Raw genomic sequence first — 18,031 nt, forward strand, 5'->3', positions numbered from 1 at the left:
TCATTAATAGAACCCAGCTTTTGCTGGGTTTTGTTTTATCTGACGTTTCTAATTATTCTATCTCTATCGATACCAATAATCACCACTTAAATACACCTAAGATCAACGATCTCAACTTCGCTGTGGCCCACATAAAAAAATCCAGCCCGAAGACTGGATTTAGAATCAATCATAATAATTTGATATAGGATTAGCCAAGTAAACTTAACGCTGAGTTTGGCGCTTGTTTCGCTTGAGCCAATACCGAACTTGATGCTTGACTAAGAATCTGTGATTTAGTCAATGCTGTCGTCTCTTTCGCAAAATCGGTATCTGCAATACGGCTCTTCGATGCATTCACATTTTCATTGATGTTATCAAGGTTACTGATCGCATGGTCGAAACGGTTTTGGAAAGCACCCAACTCAGCACGATGGCTATCAACAAACTTCAATGCTGCATCGACAACTGCTACCGATTGCTGCGCGCCACCAACACTTGTCACATCGATCGTATCAACCGTTTGAGCTTTGGCTTCACCAATTTGTAGATCACTGGCTAGCGAGCCTGAAAATGACGCTGTGCCACTGACTTTATTGTTATCAGTAAAGAGTTGTAGTTGACCATCTTCGTTCACTGATGCTTTGACCATGTCCGTTTGGCCATTAATGTAGGTTGCCACTTCTTCGATATCGTCACCTTCTTTAGCGACGATATTAATTAGCTTCTCTTCGCCGCTGTAACGGTCTGTCACGGTAATGTCTAATGCAGCACTATCAGCTTTCACTGTCCAATCTGCGCCTTTCTCTGTCGCGGCTACGTAGCTATTGCCACCCATCATCGTGTTATCACTGCGCATGTTCTGTAGCGACAGCATCACCGCTTCACCATTATCCGCACCAATCTGCATTGATTTGGTCGAGAAGGTACCATTAAGGAGCTTGTTGCCACCAAATGAGGTCGTTTCGGCAATTCGGTTCAATTCATCATTCAATGCAGTTACTTCTTCTTGAATCGCCACGCGCTCTGAATCTGAATTTGAGCCGTTAGCAGACTGCAAAGAAAGATCACGCATACGCTGTAGAATGTTGGTGCTTTCATTCATCGCACCTTCTGCAGTTTGCGCAATTGAGATACCATCGTTCGCATTACGAACCGCAACGTCTAAACCACGACTTTGCACATTCAAACGGTTCGAGATCTGCATACCAGCGGCATCATCTTTGGCGCTGTTGATTCTTGAGCCTGAAGATAAACGCTCCATCGACTCTTGTTGAGCGCTGGTTGCACTGTTTAAGTAACGCTGCGCTGTCATCGCAGATACGTTTGTATTTACATTCACCGCCATGGTGTCTCTCCTATTGATTTCCGCCGAGCGGATATTCCGTGCGGTTTCCGACGTCTCGGCAAACCAAGTAGTTCTCTCAAAGTAACCTTATTAGCGACGGGGAATTGGTTAACTTTAGAGCAATAGGCGAATTTGTTTTAAAAATAGGCATTTATTGATAAATAATTGAGCTGGCTCTAAAAAATCAGGGTGATTATTCATCAAATAGTAAGCCGAAGTGGCGATGTTTTATAAGAAAAAAAGACACCGATGGATAGGTGCGAGCAGGCGCTAACAGTCGATAAATATCAGGGCAGAGAATAAGAAGAAAAAGAAAAGCCCCATCCTTTGAGAGAACCGGGGCTAGTGTGGTAGCCAATATGGAGATCGAGAGAAATGATCATTTATGGCCGCCGTGCATGAATATCATCACTCAGGGGTAGTTGTGAGAGAGAACCCCATCGTGAATCTGCTTCATGCTTGCCGTAAATCCCCTACTGTCCTACGTCTAGGTAATGCCAATAGGGAGACTTACTATTACTGCAATAGCGTGATTGCAGAGTTAGGCAATTGTTTTGCTTGAGCAAGGATTGAAGTCCCTGCTTGTTGCAGAATCTGTGCTTTGGTCATTGCCGTCGTTTCTTTCGCAAAATCAGTGTCACGAATACGGCTATTTGACGCAGCAACGTTTTCTTGGATGTTAGCCAAGTTATTAATACTGTGGCTTAAGCGGTTTTGTTTTGCACCGAGATCTGCACGTTGTGAATCAACGTATTGCAGCGCAGAATCGACGATACCAACAGCATTTTGTGCGCCACCAACGGTTGTCACATCAATGCTTTGAACCGTCGCGGCCGTGCCTGGTCCACTCGCTAAGCCTAGTTCACCGGCCAATCCGCCACCAAACTCGACATTACCTTCCAAATGACGATTTGGAACGAAAATCTGTAGCTGACCATTTTCATCAACAGAAGCGTTTAGCTTTTGTGATTGACCATTAAGGTAAGTCGCAAGCTCTTCGATATCATCGCCAGCGCGAGTATTGATGGCCAAGTCGACCAATTCACCCTCTTTGGTAGTGAATTTAATCGTGAGGTCGGCTTTATCTGCAGGGATACCCCACTCGCTGTCTTTGCCAATAGTACCAGCAAACGTTTGACCACCCATACGTGCTTCATCAGCGCGAATACTGGTCAAGCCCATGATCATTGCTTCACCAGAGCTTGCGCCAATTTGGAATGCCGCTTCACCAAACTGGCCATTCAACAATTTACGACCACCAAACGACGTTGTCTCTGCGATACGGTTCAATTCATCTTGCAGAGCAACCACTTCTTCATTGATCGCTTCGCGTTCAGCAGATGAGTTAGTGCCGTTTGCAGATTGCAGTGATAAGTCACGAATACGTTGTAAGATACTGGTGGATTCATCCATCGCACCTTCTGCGGTTTGCGCAATCGAGATACCATCATTCGCATTACGCATCGCTACGTCGAGGCCGCGAGATTGCGCAGTCAATCTGTTTGAAATCTGTAGACCGGCCGCGTCATCCTTAGCACTGTTGATTTTTTTCCCTGATGATAGACGTTCCATCGAGGTATTCAGATCATCAGTCGATTTTGTAAGGTAACGCTGAGCGGTCATCGCCGAGACGTTAGTATTTACGTTAATGGTCATAATTTGCACTCCTAGTGAGTTCGCAATGTCTTGCGAAGCGGCCAGCTTAATCTCATTTGGAAGTACTGACCGTAAATTATTTGTTCAGTAAGGGGTTGCCTTACCTAAAAACCGTTTAGTGAAACTTTGAAATAGTTAATTCAATTAATATGCCAACTTTTAAAATCATAATAAAAATAAAAATTTTCAAGTAAATACAACAACTTAATTGTTATTTTAATTTATTAACCATTTCTAATTGCCGTTTTTTTCATCCACGGTGATTACTTTGCCGCCTATTTGCCACCTATTTGCCACGGCGTTTTTTCGCTCGTGTAACACTCGGTGGAACTATATTTTGCTCTTATGGCATCGCACATAAGGCTTAGATATAGTTAAACAAAGTCAAATCTTTTGCTTTACCAAACGCTTGTTGAGACGCCTGAAGCGCTCGAGTATTTTCGTTAAATTCGATGACAGCAGCGGCATAATCTAAGTCTTCAAAGTTGCTCTTAGATTTTGCTAACGTCATGCGAAAGTCTTCATGTTGCTCTTCTTGAATGTCGAGGGTGCTTAATCGCGCCCCTAGATCCGAACGAGCTTTATTCAAATGAATAAACGCCGCATGAAATTCCTGAGTCACTTGGTGTAACTCTGCTGTGTTTGAAGCATCCGACACCTCGCCCTCAGAAAAGTCGCGAGCGTTTTTAAACGTTTCAAACATTGAAAACGTTTTTTTCGGTTCAAGCTCAATCTTGTCACCTTTGGTGATTTGACCTTTTACTTGAATCGATAAATCTTGGTATTGAATTGCCTGTGTTGGGTCAAACTCATCGGCTTTTACCACGCTACCATTTTGCTCTAGCTGGTAACCGAACTTGCCATTTGGCATATCAACGAAGGTCACTTTGTAAGTCGCAGTATCAGCATCATTACGATTTATCGCTCGCTCAAGCAGCAACTCCGAACCTTCCGTCAATTGATAGTTAGGATCATAATCACCGAAAGGGTTATCGATCTGCATAAACAGCTTGTTACCTGGATCATTGACTGGCATTTCTTGGCTGTTCGAAATACGCATCTTGCGCTGGTAGTCATCGCCGGCATAGGTCACATTCCCGGCATTATCGCGGAAAAAAGCTTGTACTTTAGGCTTGGTACCCGAGAAAACGTAGTTGCCCGACTCATCTTGGGTATTACCCAAAGTGAGAAGATTATCAAACAGCTCTTCAATTTCGCGTTGCTTTGCGATGCGATCTTCTGGCGCTAACGCACCATTGATCATTTCCATCACTGTGCGCTTGCCTTCATCAATATATTGTTCAGCATTCGACACAATCACTTCTTGGTGTTCAAGACGACTGCGGGTTAAGACAATCGAGTTAACGAATTGCTTTAATTCTTCCGATTGCTGGCCAATATTTTGGATATAGTGCGTCGCCAGTGGATCATCACTTGGCTGAATTAGTTTTTTACCCGACGCTAATTGCGCTTGATTATGGTGCACTAACCCTTCTTGGCGGCGCATGTCATTTTGCACAGATTGATAGTTATGAAAGCTGGAAATTCTAGTTAACATTTATCACTCCTACCTAAGTGCCAAAATCGTATCAAACGTCTCATTCGCCGCTTGCATCACTCGTGAAGAGGCCATATAGGCTTGCTGAAACTTCATCATATTGGCAGCTTCTTCATCAAGGTTAACCCCTGAAACTGTGGCAACACGTGCTTGTGCAGACTCTTTCTCAACGCGTGAAATGTCGGTCAGTTTTGAAGCAGTTGATAGTTTTAAGCCCATATTGGTGTTCAGATCGTGATAAATATCGATCACGGTCGATTCACCGTTATTCAGATGTTTATCTGTCTGCAAGTGCAACATTTTACGTAAATTGCCGTTGCCGCCTTCTGAAGGGACAAGGTTTGCCGTAAATTTATCATTCGGCAACGCACCATCGGTTAAGGTAAATTTGGTACCTAGCACCTCAACGGCACCTTTCGGCGGGTATTCTTGAGGTTGCAAGAGCACAGTGCCCTCTTTGTCAGTGACGGCAAATTGCTTGCCGTCTGGCGAGACGATCACTTCAAATTCTTTTAAATCACCAGTCTTTTCGATCTCAAACTTTGCGCTGCCTTGAGCAAAGGTGGTCGAGGCCTCGTAGCTTTGCGCAGCGATCTTTGAGACATCTTCAATCGCAAGTTTAATCTCTCCCGCACCCGAACGCGTTGGGCGAATCAACACACGCTCGCCACTGGCAAGTTCTTGGTTGATTTGAATACGTAACCCATCAACATGGATCGAATTACCATCCATTTTGACTTGTTCACGTTGTCCATCAGGGCGAGTAATAAAATGGTCACTGCCATCATATTGCAGTGAATACTCACCGGTTTTTAATGGCGTAATATTTTCAATGTGTACTTCAAGATCGGCTTTAGAATTTGACGAAGTGACAACACGAGACTTCACCGCGATAGCTGAGTTCACATCAGTGAACATCTCAGCGCCAATTTGACCTTTCAAATCCAAACCTTGAGTTTGTAAATGATTGACCGCATTAGAAAAACCAACTGCAAGCTTACCAATTTCATCCAGTAGGAACGGGACTTTATTGTCACGCATATCTAACATTGCACCGATTTTGCCATCAATGTCTTTACTGGAGATTGGCTTGATGCCTTTGCCTTCAATCATCGCCAAGCGTTGTTGCTGGGCATCAGGAAAGCCATCGACAAGCGCTAGTGTACTTGCTTCTGTACCAGAAACGAGCATGTGTCCATTACCGATATGAACGTTAAAGCCTTCACGATTCGCACGCGGGGTCACAGTCACTTTGGTGTATTCAGACAACTCACCAATCAGTTTTTCATGTCGATCCATTAGATCATTGTGCGGCCCTGGGTTACGCATCATCAAACGGTTGATATCACGAATTTCCAAACCAAGTTGATTAACACGCTCAACCCCGAGCTCCAATTTTTTATTCGCAGTATCTTGCTGGCGATGAATGTCGCGATCTAAATCATTCAGGTTCTGCGCAATAAACCACGCTTTCTCTAGCACAACTTTACGTGAACCGACATCGTTTGGGCTGTCAGCGAGAGATTTAACCGCATCAAACCAGCCGTTCATATTCTCTGGTATTTTTTGCGAAGCGACTGATGAAAGTAAACCTGACAGAATTTGCAGATCTTCTTCGTTGTCATAACGGGAGGCGTAGTTGGTGGTCGAGATATTCAACTCATTAACGGCAAACTGATCAAATGAGCGGCGAACATTTTCCACATGCACACCCATGCCGTAAGTTTGGCCCCCAAACTGACGTGGATCATTGGTTCCTTGCAGCACAGACTGACGGCTATAGCCCTCTGTGTTGACATTGGAAATGTTATGCCCTGTGGTGTTGAGTTGTCTCTGAGCGGTGAGTACGCTTTGTGTACCTAAACCCAGTAGATCCGACGCCATATTGCCCCCGAAAACCTTATAAAATCAGCGTTAGCTGAGTAACTGATAAGATAAAAGCAATTAATGTGCCAATGAGAGGGTTGAGAAGAAAGAATGGAGAGGCGAGAGGCAAAGAAAAAAGAACAACGAGAGATAAAGAAGAAACGAGAAACGAGAAACGAGAAACGAGAAACGAGAAACGAGAAAAGAATAAAAGATCATAGAATGCCGCAACAAGGGGTAAGCGCCCTCTATTCTCTATTCTCTATTCTCTATTCTCTATTCTCTATTCTAAAAAAGTCACCCGAAGGTGACTGTTTTACATCTGATCGATTTTATCTTTAACCCTTAATACCTTGTCGGCATATTTTGGATCGGTCGCATAACCCGCTTGATGGATGCCACGAATAAACTGCTCTGAGTTGCCACCATGACGAAGCGCTGTTGTATAACGTGGGTTTTCATTAAGGAAACGTACATAGTCATTAAAGCTTTGCTCATAATCAGAGTAAGAGCGGAATGCCGCTTTCTCTTGAACAGGCACACCCTGATGGTATTCGAGCGTTTGAGTCGCCACTTTCGCGCCATCCCAACTTCTATCCGCTTTAATGTTAAACAGGTTATTGCTGCTACCACGAGTGTTGGCAACCATTTTTTGCCCCCATCCCGTTTCTAATGCCGCTTGTGCTAACAGTAGCGACGAATCCACTCCCAACGCACGTGCGGCTTTTTCAGCGTAAGGCTTCATCGAAGCCACGAATGATTCTGGCGAGTCAAAGTTTGCCGCTTTGGCGACCACTTTGCTTGCCGGTTCGGCAGGTTGTGGCTCTCCATCACGTAATGATTGCGACTGGCGCGCACGATCTACTTTTTCCATAATATCGGCAAAGTCATCATGATTAGAGGCACTGTTGTTTTCGATCGAACCAGTACTCAATTGCGCAACAATCATATCCGCCAGGCCTAGCGAGCCTGATGAGCTTAATTCGCTCGCCATCTGCTCATCTTGCATTTGACGGTAAAACTGCTGGTTTTGGCTGTCTAACAAACCCGATTCAAAAGTCGCATTCGCATCACGCATCGATTTAAATAGCATGCTCGTAAAGATCGACTCAAACTGTTTTGCTGCGGCTGTCAGCGCTTCTTTCTCACTCGCTTCATCGCCCTTTACCGCTTGTTGACGTAGTTTATCTAGCCCGGCGATATCATGAATAAAGCCAATATCATTACCGTTATTAATCATAGTTAATCCCTTAAATGATGATCAATTGGCCTTCAATCGCGCCCGCTTGTTTCAGCGCTTGCAAGATAGCCATTAAATCTGAAGGCGCAGCACCAACTTCATTCACTGCTCTCACCAAATCATCTAACGTTAAGCCCGGCTCAAACTTAAACATTTTGCCCTGCTCTTCGCTCACTTCGATATCAGAATCTGGTACGACAACGGTGTCGCCACCGCCAAATGGATTCGGCTGGCTGGCATTGAGGTTTTCTTTAATGGCCACTGTCATGCCACCATGAGTAACCGCCGCCGCTTTCAAACGCACATGCTTGCCAACCACGATGGTACCGGTACGTGAGTTTACGATGATTTTAGCGGAACCTTCTGCTGGATCGAATTCTAGGTTTTCAACAGCAGAAAGAAACGCCACTCGTTGACTCGTATCACGCGGTGCACGCACTTTTACTGAGGTTGCATCAACGGCTTGCGCCATTTGTGGGCCGAGGAAGTTATTCACTGCATCTGCCAAGCGCTGCGCAGTGGTAAAATCGGATTCGAGGAGGTTAAAAGTGATGTAATCGCCGCGGCTAAATGGACTTGGAATTTCACGTTCAACCATTGCACCGTTAGAGATCATACCGGCGGTTGGATTGTTACCAACAATTTTTGAACCATCAGCGCCAGAAGCGCTAAAGCCACTCACCACCAAGTTACCTTGGGCAACTGCGTACACTTGACCATCCAAACCTTTTAGCATGGTTTGCATCAGCGTGCCGCCACGCAGACTTTTCGCAGAACCAATTGAAGAGACCGTCACATCAATACTTTGTCCTTGCTTTGAAAAAGCAGGCAATTCAGCGGTAACTAATACAGCCGCGACATTCTTCGTTTTTGGTTTTGTGCCAGGCGGCAATTGAATGCCGAAATTTTGCAGCATCGCATTGAAACTTTGATCGGTAAACGGCGTTGATTCCCCCGTTCCCGGTAGACCGGTCACCAAACCATAACCCACCAATTGGTTACTACGCACACCTGCAACCTGCGCGACGTCTTTAATACGCGCAGCTTGAGCTGATGTAGCCATCAGTAACATTGAGGTGATAAGGAGGATAACTTTGTTCATTGCGATACCTGTAACTTAAGGCGGTGTCAAAACACCGCCTTCAAATCGAATTACAGGGATACATTGAAGAATCGTGCCAAGAATCCAGGTTCTTGCATATCTTGTTGAGTACCCGTACCAGAATAGCGGATACGGGCGTTAGAAACGCGGGTTGAAGCAATCGTGTTGTCGTAGCTAATATCATCAGGACGAATCGTGCCGCTAAGGCGGATATATTCATCTCCAGTGTTAAGCGTCAGCCATTTTTCACCACGAATCACAAGGTTACCGTTTGCTAGCACTTCAACGACTTCAACGGTGATCGAACCTGAAATGCTGTTGCTTTGGTTGGCAGCGGCACTGCCGGTAAATTTATTGTCGTTTTTCAGATTATACGAAAAATTATAATCACCAACGTTAAGTTGCTGACCACCGACTTCCAATGGGTCCATATTTGCCGCATTGTTTTTTGACAGATCTGCATCGGCACTTTTTGCCGCTTTGGTACTCTCGTCCATCGTTACAGTGATAATGTCACCAATCCCACGAGGTTTAGAGTCGTTGTAGAGGCTAACACTGCCTGCTTTACTGCCGGTATTAAATAGTGAGCCAGTTTCTGCTGCATAGTGCTCTGGTTCATGTTTTGGGTGAATTGGCGCCCAAGCGGGATCACCGGCAACCGGATCATTGCGGCCACGCAGCGTATCGATAATACCTGAACTGTCGTCACCCGATTTATCGCCCTCAACAGCGTCAACCGTGGTGGTACCTTGCACGACATCGGGTGTTTCTACCGGTGGTTGCAACATAGTACAGCCCGACATCAACGCGATAGCAATCAGGGTTAAGATGCGATTCATACTCGTGACCTCTTAATGCTTTGGAATATTCTACTTACTGTAAATCAGTAGCGCGTTATAGCTGCTGATTTACGAAGCTCATCATCTTATCGACTGCTGAGATCACTTTTGAGTTCATCTCGTAGACACGCTGTGCTTCAATCATGTTGACCAATTCTTCCGTCACATTCACGTTTGACGTTTCCAGCATCGATTGACGCACCTTACCAAAGCCATCAAAGCCTGGAACCCCTTCTTGTGGGTCACCGCTGGCACCGGTTGGTAAGTAAAGGTTTTGTCCCACCGGCTCTAGGCCACCTGGGTTTATAAAATCCACCGTGGTGATCTGGCCAATCACTTGGTTATCTTGTTGCCCACGCAGACGAACGGAAACTTCACCATCGGTACCCACTGTAATACCAATCGCATCTTCTGGAATGGCAATTTCAGGTTCCAGTGCGTAACCGGCACCCGAGGTCACGACCACACCTTCATCGTTCACAGTGAATTGACCATTGCGGCTATAACCAATATTGCCATCAGGCATTAGGACTTGGAAAAAGCCATCGCCTTCAATCATCATGTCTAAGCTGTTAGTGGTGGTTTGCGCGTTACCGTTGGTGTGGACCTTTTGGGTTGCCACAACCTTTGAACCTGCCCCAAGCATTAAACCACTCGGCAGTTCAGTGTTCTGCGAAGACTGCCCGCCCGCTTGGTTGATATTTTGATAAAACAGATCCTCAAATACCGCACGGCTTTTTTTGTAACCGATGGTCGAGGCGTTCGCCAAGTTGTTTGAAATAGTAGAAATATTGGTTTGCTGAGCGTCTAAGCCAGTCTTACTTACCCATAGTGCCGGATGCATAGTAATCTCCTGAAAATTATTAGCTCGAACGAAGTAGCGTGTCAGAGGCTTTATCCATCTCTTCCGCTGTGCTCATCATTTTGACCTGCATTTCAAATTGACGTTGTAGGTCAATTAATGCCGTCATTTCACCCACCGCGTTGACGTTACTTCCTTCGATGGCACCTTTTAACAGTTTTACCCCCGCATCTGTTTCGTATGCGGCATTAGGATTTTTGGAACGGAATAAACCGTTTACATCTTTGAATAGTGACTGGTTATCAATGCGAACCAATTTAACGCGGTCGACAACTTCCATCGCATCCGCTGGCGCGCCTTGAGGTAATACTGAGATCGTACCATCGTTACCAATTTCAACCTTGCTCACAGGGACTGGCAATGTGATCGGCGCTCCGCCTTCACCCAGAACCAAGTTACCGTTGCCGCTGATCAGTAGGCCATTGATGTCGATTTGCAAATTACCGTTACGAGTTAAACCTTCTTTACCGGTTTTATCCATCACTGAAATCCAGCCATCACCTTGCACGGTAACATCGAGGTCACGCCCAGTAGTAATAACACTGCCTTGTTGAAAGTTATGGCCCGGACGTTCTGTCATGCTAAATACACGCGTCGGCAACCCATCGCCATACGCTTGCATTGAACGCGCTTGTGCTAGATCCGCACGAAAACCGGTGGTGCCTACGTTGGCTAAGTTGTTCGCTCTGAGCTGCAATGCCTGCATATTTTGCTTGGCACCGCTCATGGCGAGAAACAGAGAACGATCCATAACTTGCTCCAAAAATCACTATTCAGAGCTAAATAAGCAATTGTTATGCCATAAAATATTTATGTTATTAATCAATTAGATGAGTGTGACTGGTGAAATTTTTGACGCAAGCAAGAAAGGAAAAGAAGATTGAGGTGGCAACAATGGCAACCAGGCGTTGCCGCCAAGTTGCCATCCAGATAGAGTACGCTTGATTCTGCTTAAGAGAATTAACGAATTTGCAGGATGTTTTGTTGCAGCTGATTATGTACCTCTAGAGAACGTGAGTTCGCTTGGAAGTTACGCTGCGCGGAAATCAAATCGACCAATTCTTGCGTCATATCGATGTTCGCTTGTTCAAGTGCACCGTTATTGATGGTACCAAATGAACCTTTATTCGATTCACCCCAGATTTTATCACCTGAGTATTGCGTTGAATCCCACTGCGTGCCGCCTTTCTTATCAAGACCTTGTTCATTCGCAACGCGAACCAGTGCCACACGACCCAAAGTGATGTTTTCACCATTTGAGTAAGTGCCTAATACACTGCCATTTTCATCAAAGTCAATCTTAGTTAGGAAGCCCGTTGTCGCGCCATCTTCATCAAATTTAGTTAATTCAAATGGAGCAGCAAATTGAGTGGCTGAATCTAAGCCAAACGATAGAGTTTGACTCACATCTGCACCGTTCATATCAACTGGATTCGCTCCAGCACCAATCGGTTCACTAACAATATTTTGGCCGTTGTTCAGGCTCGCTAAAGTACCATCGTTATTGAACTTCATCGTGTGGCCAACATGACCTGTTGGTGTGGTTGCATCACCGCCAGTAATGTTGATTGGCTTTTCGCCCGCTTTATCCGTCACAGTATAGTAAGTCTGCCATGTATTTGGCTGGGTCTGATCTTTCAAGTAGTACGTGGTCATCTTGTAAGATTGGCCCATCGAGTCATAAATGGTCGAAGACGTTGAACGGTTATACGTTTCTGGATCAGAGTAATCAAACAAAGCAGGATCTTTTAAGTCACCATTAGCAGGTAAGTTCACACCTACTTGAATGTTGGCCGTTTGCTTTGGTTTACCAAACTCCGCTGGAATGTTAATTGGTCTTGGCTCGTAAGAGAGTACATCACCAGTATCTTGATTCACTTCATAACCCAATAGGTACTCTTCATTTGAAGTGACCATGTAGTTATCTTTGTTCAAGTGGAAAGCACCGTTACGAGTCAGCTCATTTTGCTGAGGGATCAAACGCTCTTTAGCCACCGAAAAGAAACCCGTACCAGACACGCGTAAATCCAATGGGTTGTTGGTGTAAACACTTGAACCTTCGTGGAATTGCTGTGCAACCTTATTTGCTTGTACACCTTGGCCTGCAGAGGTCTTAGAGTTAGTAAATAATGAGTTTGAATAAACATCACCGAATTCAGCACGTGATTCTTTAAAACCGAACGTGTTGGCGTTGGCAATGTTATTACTGGTGGTGTTCAGATCGAGCTGAGCGGCTGATAACCCGCTTAATGATACATATGACATTCCAAATTCTCCTATCTAGCTCGCGTTGTTACGCTTTGCCTACTTCAAGTACTTCAGCAAGTCGAACTGGTGACTCAAAGCCAGCCAGATTAAGCAGTACGTTACCATCACCTTTACCCAGAAGAACGCTGTTGACGTTTGCGTATGTCGATACTTCAAACTCTTTGTTTTCTCCCTCTAACAAGCCCGATGCTTTCACATTGTACTTGCCAGCCGGCAATGGATTACCGTTTTCATCTTTTCCGTCCCACACAACACGGTTATCACCGGCAGGTTTCGCCCCCACTTCGAACGTGCGCACCAATTGGCCCATCTCGTTCTCAACGCGGACAAACATGTTGTCTACGCTTTGTGGCAGTTTCACCATTGCCGCCATCGATTTACCGTCTTGCTTTAAGCCTGCAGCTCCTGGAACCAATACATCTCGGCCCACTAGAGTTGACGCCTGCAAAGCTTGGTTTGAGGTCATTGACGCGTTCAACGTATCGAACTGATTGTTCATCTTGCCAATGCCATCAACGGTGGCAAATGAAGCCATTTGCGCAATCATCTGGTCGTTACCAACCGGCTTAAAAGGATCCTGTTGAGCAAGTTGCTTGGTGAGCAACGATAAGAAATCTTCTTGTTTAAGATCTTGCTTACCCGTTGTTCCTTCGGGCTTTTTTTGCTCTTGAAGCGCTTTAAGCTGGTCTACATAGGACAAGCCGCTTTGACCAACGTTATTAATACCGGCCATACGTTACCTCCTTATCCCTATTGACCCATCTGCAGCGTACGCAGCAGCATTTGTTTACTAGCATCTGCAACTTGAACATTGGTTTGATATGAACGAGAAGCAGAAATCATGTTGGCCATTTCCTCCATGACGTTGACATTCGGTTTGTAGATATAACCTTCGTCATTGGCAAGAGGATGATCTGGGTTGTACTCCGCATTCAGCGGTTTATCGCTTTCAACAATACCTAACACTTTCACTGGCACGTTATGGTCACGACCATATTGTGCTTTACTTAACTCCGCACCAAATACCGCATGACGCGCTTTATAGGTATCTTTTGCCGAGCTTGAGATACTGTCTGCGTTCGCCAAGTTGCTTGAGGTAGTATTTAGACGAACGGATTCAGCACTCATGGCAGAACCAGTCACATTGAATACGTTAAATAAGCTCATCTAATTATTCCCCTTTGATTGCTTTGGTTAAGTTCTTGAATTTACTTCCTAGGAAGTCGAGTGATGCTTGGTGTCTGATTTGATTTTGCATAAACAAGTTACGCTCTAAATCCACATCCACCGTATTGCCATCACCGGTGTCAGGTTGTGTTGGCAGCCGATACTGCACTTCCCCTGTCACTCTGGTAGAGGCAGGAATATGCCGACCATCAGTGCGGCTAAGACCAATGCTTGCCTCTGATGTTGCCGCCTGCAACGCCTTATTAAAGTCCATGCCTTTTGCTTTGTAACCTGGCGTATTAGATTGTGCAATGTTGCTGGAAATTACTTCCGCATTGCGCTCGCGTACACCGACTGTGTGTTGGTGAACGCCTAAAGCCTTGTCAAAAGAAATAGCCATGTTTGCCTCTACATTCAGAACTGACCGTTATTACTAATAGATAAAGCAATATACGTACCAACTATTCAAAATTGTCACTTCATCACTTTATCTCAATTTTTAATCAGCAATAACTACGCCAACTTTTCGTTGCCACCGCCTAAACAGTGACCCATTTGGAATATCTCTTTCAGTATAGCGATGATCCACCAGCAATAAAAAACCCAGCCTAAGCTGGGTTTTTACAATCATAAGCGCTGAATACCGACTTATTTAAGTTTATAAATGATGCCTGGATTACAACGCACCATTTCAAACCGATCGGTCAGGCCGGTCAAAGACTCTGATGCACCTAGCAACAAGTAACCACCCGGGTTAAGGCTATTGGCCATTTGATTAAGCACTTTTGACTTCATGTCTGGTGAGAAGTAGATCAGCACGTTACGGCAAAAAATAATGTCGAATTTACCGAGCAATGCGTAGCTATCCATCAGATTTTGTGGGCGGAAGTTAACCAGACGTTTGGCGTTGTCTTTGATTTTCATACGACCATCACCCACATCTTCAAAGAAGGTGCGGCGACGCTCTGGCGATAAACCTCGACCTAATGCCAAGTTGTCATACACGCCAGCACGACACATATCCAACATATTGGATGAGATGTCAGTGGCGGTAATCGATACATTTGGCAGCATACCCGGCTTACGCACTTGCGTTTCCAAAATGGTCATTGCCATTGAGTACGGCTCTTGGCCTGATGAACTTGCCGCCGACCAGATTTTGATCGGGCGCTTATTCGCCGCTACTTCCGGTAAAATTTTATCGGCGAGTACGGTGAATGGGTAGCTATCACGAAACCATAACGTTTCGTTGGTCGTCATCGCATCCACAGCGGCAATGCGCAGCTCACGATTACGCCCAGTAATTACATCGCGTAATAAATCAGAAAGCGACGCCAACTTAAACTTAGCTACTAGCGGACTCAAACGGCTTCGAACGAGGTATTGCTTACTTTCTCCAAGCACAATACCGCATTGGGATTCTAAAAAACGGCTGAAGTCACGATACTCTTGATCGCTTATTGTTATCGCTGTCATTCACTTCTCTTTAATTTGTAAGTGCAGTCTTCACTGCATTACCAAGCTCATCTGGATTAAATTTGGCGATAAAGGCATTTGCACCAACTCGCTCAACCATCGCTTGGTTAAATACCCCACTCAATGAAGAGTGCAGTATGACATATAAATCTTTTAATTCTGCATGACGTCGAATTTCTGCGGTCAATGTATAACCATCCATCTCAGGCATTTCAATATCAGAAATCACCAACGATATTTGATCATAGATGCTACCTTGTGACGCCATTTCTAATAATTTTTCGTACGCTTCTTTGCCATCTTTGACTGACACAACTTCAAAACCAATTGAAGTAATGGCACGCTCAACTTGTTTACGAGCAACGGTCGAGTCATCTGCAATTAAGATACGGCGTACAACTTGCCTTTCCGCCTGCGCTTGGGCGATTTCTTGGCCAATATTGGCATCCATGGTTTCATCCACAGGCGCGATCTCTGCCAGAATTTTTTCAACATCGAGGATTTCAACCAGTTCATTATCGATGTTCGTCACTGCAGTTAGATAATGCGCTTTACCTGAACCTTGTGGCGGCGGCAAAATCGCTTCCCAGTGCATATTGATAATGCGCTCAACTGATGTCACCAAGAATGCTTGAATGGTGCGGTTAAACTCGGCAATCACGACAAATGCTTTATCCACGTCCGTCGTTGGGCGACCACCAATGGCTAAACTTAAATCAATCACAGACACGGTATGACCACGAATATGCGCCACCCCCTTAACGAGCGGGTGAAGATTAGGCATGATGGTAAGCTTAGGACATTGGAGAACTTCTTTAACCTTGAATACGTTGATGCCATAACGCTGACGACCCATTAGGCGAAACGTAAGTAGTTCTAATCGGTTTTGACCGACGAGTTGTGTACGCTGATTCACAGAATCAAGAATACCCGTCATAAGCTCATCTCCATCTCTCAAACTTTCATGTATAAAAAGTGGTAATCTAGAACAGGCTATGAAAACCAGAGAAAACGAATGATATATTTAACATCATCCCTTTCAACTATTTCCACACCCTCAATTCATGTTTTTTTTAATCGAATAATTACGTTTATCGGCGTGCTGTCGCTATTCTTTAGCTTTTCGTCGCACTCTGCAACGCCTGAGCAAATAACGTACATTCAAACGATCGCTGAACAATACATTATTGAGAATATAGAACAACCCGCAGGTGGCACTTTAGAAGCCAAAGCGGCGAATATTGATAGCCGAATCTTTGCCAGCGATTGCCCTACGGAACTCATTGCATCCTCACGTTCAACGAACGCAAATGCCAGTAATATTACCGTACTCGTTGAGTGTCCGGAGGATAATTGGAAAACCTATGTCTCTGTTCGATTGATACGCACAGGTCCGCAAGCGACACTTACAACATCACTCAATAAAGGCGAAATTATCTCGGCCCATGATGTCACCATCAACATGGTAGACTTGCAGCGGTTAAGGCGGCAAGGTTTTTCCACAATAAATGCTGTAATTGGTGCAAAAGTGAAGAAAAACTTACGCTCGGGTGAAATTATTGAACAAAATGATATTTGTGTTGTTTGTCGCAACGATATTGTCACCATAAAAGCCGTAAAATCTGGTATGACCATTACAACAAAAGGGGTCGCTTTATCAGATGGATCGCACGGTGAGCAGATAAGAGTGAAAAATAGTAAATCCAATCGTATAATTGATGCAAGAGTAAGCGATATTTCTGAAGTTACCGTGATATTTTAGGGACAATTCATCATGGTCAGCCTAGATCAAAAAAGGATCATGAAATATTCCTAAAGGTCTGCACATTTCTGCCGATATGTTCAGTACAGGATTTTCTACACGTAAAAAGGCTTTCTAAATGGCAGGTATAGACAATATACGCTCTGGGCAAACACTGACGACATCAACACGCAGTGCCCCCCGCAGTAGCGATACGACTTCTTCATCAACCTCGACGTCAGCAGCAAAAACGTCTTCTACACCGCAGGATGCCGTGTCGTTGAGTTCTGCTGGTAAAGCAGTGGGTGAAATGCATAATCAGATGGTCAGCCAACCTAGCTTCGATCAAGCGAAAGTGGCGGCAATCAAAGAAGCCATTGCTAACGGCTCTTACTCTGTTGATCCGGAAAAGTTAGCGGACAATATGATCAAGTTCGAAAAAGAACTTGGAATGTAATTAGAGAATATTTATGGCTGCGTTGCAGAGCTTAGTTGAATTTCAGCTGAAAAACGCCGATGAACTTTCGGAACTATTGAAGAAAGAGCAAGGCGCGATTGCTCAACGCATCTCCAAAGATATTGAAGCGCTCGCTAGACAAAAAAACACACTGATCATCCAGTTGCAGCAAACGGATGAACGGATCGGTCGCCATCCAGACGTAGAAAGCCTGAAGACCGAACCTGAGTTGAGTCAGCTCGTCGATCAAATTCGTCAACTGATCGCAGAATGTCAGCAAGTGAATGCTATAAACGGAGAAGCCTTGCAACGTGCTCAATTGAGTTTCCATAAGCTCAATAACTTAATGAAACAAAGCCAAGGCAAGATGGGCATGACCTATACCGCCGAAGGGCACACTCGTAATATTTCCACGTTAGGCACCAATCTAAAAGCTTAACCCCAGCGAGAATGGATTAACGGCAATAAAAAA

General features: G+C 44.8%; 19 protein-coding genes. 4 read left to right on the forward strand and 15 right to left on the reverse strand.

What is annotated here, in order from left to right; translation table 11 throughout:
• Window positions 1-188 (forward strand): hypothetical protein (locus tag RH86_RS20745; protein WP_038219749.1); only part of this gene is annotated, 188 nt, incomplete at its 5' end.
• A 2-nt stretch (window positions 189-190) separates the two neighbouring features.
• Here the strand turns inward: RH86_RS20745 and RH86_RS14570 are convergent.
• The 15 genes from RH86_RS14570 to RH86_RS14645 all read right to left on the reverse strand — a co-directional run bounded on the left by RH86_RS14570 (window position 191) and on the right by RH86_RS14645 (window position 16,298).
• Window positions 191-1,327, reverse strand: coding sequence for a flagellin (locus RH86_RS14570; protein ID WP_009386873.1), 1,137 nt, complete (start codon window positions 1,325-1,327; stop codon window positions 191-193).
• A gap of 516 nt (window positions 1,328-1,843) precedes the next feature.
• Window positions 1,844-2,983, reverse strand: coding sequence for a flagellin (locus RH86_RS14575; protein ID WP_009386875.1), 1,140 nt, complete (start codon window positions 2,981-2,983; stop codon window positions 1,844-1,846).
• A gap of 364 nt (window positions 2,984-3,347) precedes the next feature.
• Entirely contained in the window at window positions 3,348-4,541 is a 1,194-nt protein-coding gene (flgL, locus tag RH86_RS14580; RefSeq protein WP_005592573.1) for a flagellar hook-associated protein FlgL, read from the reverse strand.
• A 9-nt stretch (window positions 4,542-4,550) separates the two neighbouring features.
• The gene (gene flgK, locus RH86_RS14585) at window positions 4,551-6,425 is read right to left on the reverse strand and encodes a flagellar hook-associated protein FlgK (RefSeq protein WP_009386877.1); all 1,875 of its coding nucleotides are present in this window, start codon (window positions 6,423-6,425) and stop codon (window positions 4,551-4,553) included.
• Window positions 6,426-6,723: 298 nt separating this feature from the next.
• Complete coding sequence (gene flgJ / locus RH86_RS14595; protein WP_009386879.1) at window positions 6,724-7,647, reverse strand: flagellar assembly peptidoglycan hydrolase FlgJ; 924 nt, start codon at window positions 7,645-7,647, stop codon at window positions 6,724-6,726.
• A gap of 10 nt (window positions 7,648-7,657) precedes the next feature.
• Window positions 7,658-8,749: a flagellar basal body P-ring protein FlgI gene (locus RH86_RS14600; protein WP_005592579.1), complete on the reverse strand. Its 1,092-nt coding sequence runs from the start codon at window positions 8,747-8,749 to the stop codon at window positions 7,658-7,660.
• A gap of 50 nt (window positions 8,750-8,799) precedes the next feature.
• A complete protein-coding gene (gene flgH, locus RH86_RS14605) occupies window positions 8,800-9,588 on the reverse strand; it encodes a flagellar basal body L-ring protein FlgH (protein ID WP_009386880.1) in 789 nt (262 codons plus the stop codon).
• Between the two features lie 55 nt (window positions 9,589-9,643).
• On the reverse strand, window positions 9,644-10,432 hold the full coding sequence (flgG, locus tag RH86_RS14610; protein WP_005592583.1) for a flagellar basal-body rod protein FlgG: 789 nt from the start codon (window positions 10,430-10,432) through the stop codon (window positions 9,644-9,646).
• Between the two features lie 19 nt (window positions 10,433-10,451).
• Entirely contained in the window at window positions 10,452-11,201 is a 750-nt protein-coding gene (gene flgF, locus RH86_RS14615; protein WP_009386881.1) for a flagellar basal-body rod protein FlgF, read from the reverse strand.
• A gap of 209 nt (window positions 11,202-11,410) precedes the next feature.
• Window positions 11,411-12,715, reverse strand: coding sequence for a flagellar hook protein FlgE (flgE, locus tag RH86_RS14620; protein ID WP_009386882.1), 1,305 nt, complete (start codon window positions 12,713-12,715; stop codon window positions 11,411-11,413).
• A 28-nt stretch (window positions 12,716-12,743) separates the two neighbouring features.
• Window positions 12,744-13,451 (reverse strand): flagellar hook assembly protein FlgD, encoded by a 708-nt coding sequence (gene flgD / locus RH86_RS14625; protein ID WP_009386883.1) that lies wholly within the window; start codon window positions 13,449-13,451, stop codon window positions 12,744-12,746.
• A 17-nt stretch (window positions 13,452-13,468) separates the two neighbouring features.
• The gene (gene flgC / locus RH86_RS14630; RefSeq protein WP_005592590.1) at window positions 13,469-13,885 is read right to left on the reverse strand and encodes a flagellar basal body rod protein FlgC; all 417 of its coding nucleotides are present in this window, start codon (window positions 13,883-13,885) and stop codon (window positions 13,469-13,471) included.
• Between the two features lie 4 nt (window positions 13,886-13,889).
• Window positions 13,890-14,285, reverse strand: coding sequence for a flagellar basal body rod protein FlgB (gene flgB, locus RH86_RS14635; RefSeq protein ID WP_005592593.1), 396 nt, complete (start codon window positions 14,283-14,285; stop codon window positions 13,890-13,892).
• A gap of 248 nt (window positions 14,286-14,533) precedes the next feature.
• Window positions 14,534-15,361, reverse strand: a complete 828-nt coding sequence (locus RH86_RS14640) for a protein-glutamate O-methyltransferase (RefSeq protein WP_005592594.1) — start codon at window positions 15,359-15,361, stop codon at window positions 14,534-14,536.
• Window positions 15,362-15,371: 10 nt separating this feature from the next.
• Window positions 15,372-16,298: a chemotaxis protein CheV gene (locus tag RH86_RS14645; protein WP_005592595.1), complete on the reverse strand. Its 927-nt coding sequence runs from the start codon at window positions 16,296-16,298 to the stop codon at window positions 15,372-15,374.
• A gap of 78 nt (window positions 16,299-16,376) precedes the next feature.
• Between RH86_RS14645 and flgA the strand changes: the two genes are divergently transcribed.
• The 3 genes from flgA to RH86_RS14660 all read left to right on the forward strand — a co-directional run bounded on the left by flgA (window position 16,377) and on the right by RH86_RS14660 (window position 17,998).
• On the forward strand, window positions 16,377-17,123 hold the full coding sequence (flgA, locus tag RH86_RS14650; RefSeq protein WP_038219752.1) for a flagellar basal body P-ring formation chaperone FlgA: 747 nt from the start codon (window positions 16,377-16,379) through the stop codon (window positions 17,121-17,123).
• 118 nt (window positions 17,124-17,241) lie between these two features.
• Window positions 17,242-17,559 carry a flagellar biosynthesis anti-sigma factor FlgM gene (gene flgM / locus RH86_RS14655; protein WP_005592597.1) on the forward strand — a complete coding sequence of 106 codons (318 nt, stop codon included), beginning with the start codon at window positions 17,242-17,244 and terminating at the stop codon, window positions 17,557-17,559.
• Between the two features lie 13 nt (window positions 17,560-17,572).
• Window positions 17,573-17,998: a flagella synthesis protein FlgN gene (locus RH86_RS14660; protein ID WP_005592598.1), complete on the forward strand. Its 426-nt coding sequence runs from the start codon at window positions 17,573-17,575 to the stop codon at window positions 17,996-17,998.
• Window positions 17,999-18,031 lie beyond the last annotated feature (33 nt).

Origin of the sequence: Vibrio sp. N418, assembly GCF_000222565.1 — a bacterium.
Taxonomy (GTDB): Bacteria; Pseudomonadota; Gammaproteobacteria; order Enterobacterales; family Vibrionaceae; genus Vibrio; species Vibrio scophthalmi.

Excerpts from the sequence above, each read along its gene's own strand:
- RH86_RS14570 (WP_009386873.1), bottom strand. The coding sequence starts at position 1,327 with ATGGCGGTGAATGTAAATACAAACGTATCTGCGATGACAGCGCAGCGT.
- RH86_RS14575 (WP_009386875.1), bottom strand. The coding sequence starts at position 2,983 with ATGACCATTAACGTAAATACTAACGTCTCGGCGATGACCGCTCAGCGT.
- flgL (WP_005592573.1), bottom strand. The coding sequence starts at position 4,541 with ATGTTAACTAGAATTTCCAGCTTTCATAACTATCAATCTGTGCAAAAT.
- flgK (WP_009386877.1), bottom strand. The coding sequence starts at position 6,425 with ATGGCGTCGGATCTACTGGGTTTAGGTACACAAAGCGTACTCACCGCT.
- flgJ (WP_009386879.1), bottom strand. The coding sequence starts at position 7,647 with ATGATTAATAACGGTAATGATATTGGCTTTATTCATGATATCGCCGGG.
- RH86_RS14600 (WP_005592579.1), bottom strand. The coding sequence starts at position 8,749 with ATGAACAAAGTTATCCTCCTTATCACCTCAATGTTACTGATGGCTACA.
- flgH (WP_009386880.1), bottom strand. The coding sequence starts at position 9,588 with ATGAATCGCATCTTAACCCTGATTGCTATCGCGTTGATGTCGGGCTGT.
- flgG (WP_005592583.1), bottom strand. The coding sequence starts at position 10,432 with ATGCATCCGGCACTATGGGTAAGTAAGACTGGCTTAGACGCTCAGCAA.
- flgF (WP_009386881.1), bottom strand. The coding sequence starts at position 11,201 with ATGGATCGTTCTCTGTTTCTCGCCATGAGCGGTGCCAAGCAAAATATG.
- flgE (WP_009386882.1), bottom strand. The coding sequence starts at position 12,715 with ATGTCATATGTATCATTAAGCGGGTTATCAGCCGCTCAGCTCGATCTG.
- flgD (WP_009386883.1), bottom strand. The coding sequence starts at position 13,451 with ATGGCCGGTATTAATAACGTTGGTCAAAGCGGCTTGTCCTATGTAGAC.
- flgC (WP_005592590.1), bottom strand. The coding sequence starts at position 13,885 with ATGAGCTTATTTAACGTATTCAATGTGACTGGTTCTGCCATGAGTGCT.
- flgB (WP_005592593.1), bottom strand. The coding sequence starts at position 14,285 with ATGGCTATTTCTTTTGACAAGGCTTTAGGCGTTCACCAACACACAGTC.
- RH86_RS14640 (WP_005592594.1), bottom strand. The coding sequence starts at position 15,361 with ATGACAGCGATAACAATAAGCGATCAAGAGTATCGTGACTTCAGCCGT.
- RH86_RS14645 (WP_005592595.1), bottom strand. The coding sequence starts at position 16,298 with ATGACGGGTATTCTTGATTCTGTGAATCAGCGTACACAACTCGTCGGT.
- flgA (WP_038219752.1), top strand. The coding sequence starts at position 16,377 with ATGATATATTTAACATCATCCCTTTCAACTATTTCCACACCCTCAATT.
- flgM (WP_005592597.1), top strand. The coding sequence starts at position 17,242 with ATGGCAGGTATAGACAATATACGCTCTGGGCAAACACTGACGACATCA.
- RH86_RS14660 (WP_005592598.1), top strand. The coding sequence starts at position 17,573 with ATGGCTGCGTTGCAGAGCTTAGTTGAATTTCAGCTGAAAAACGCCGAT.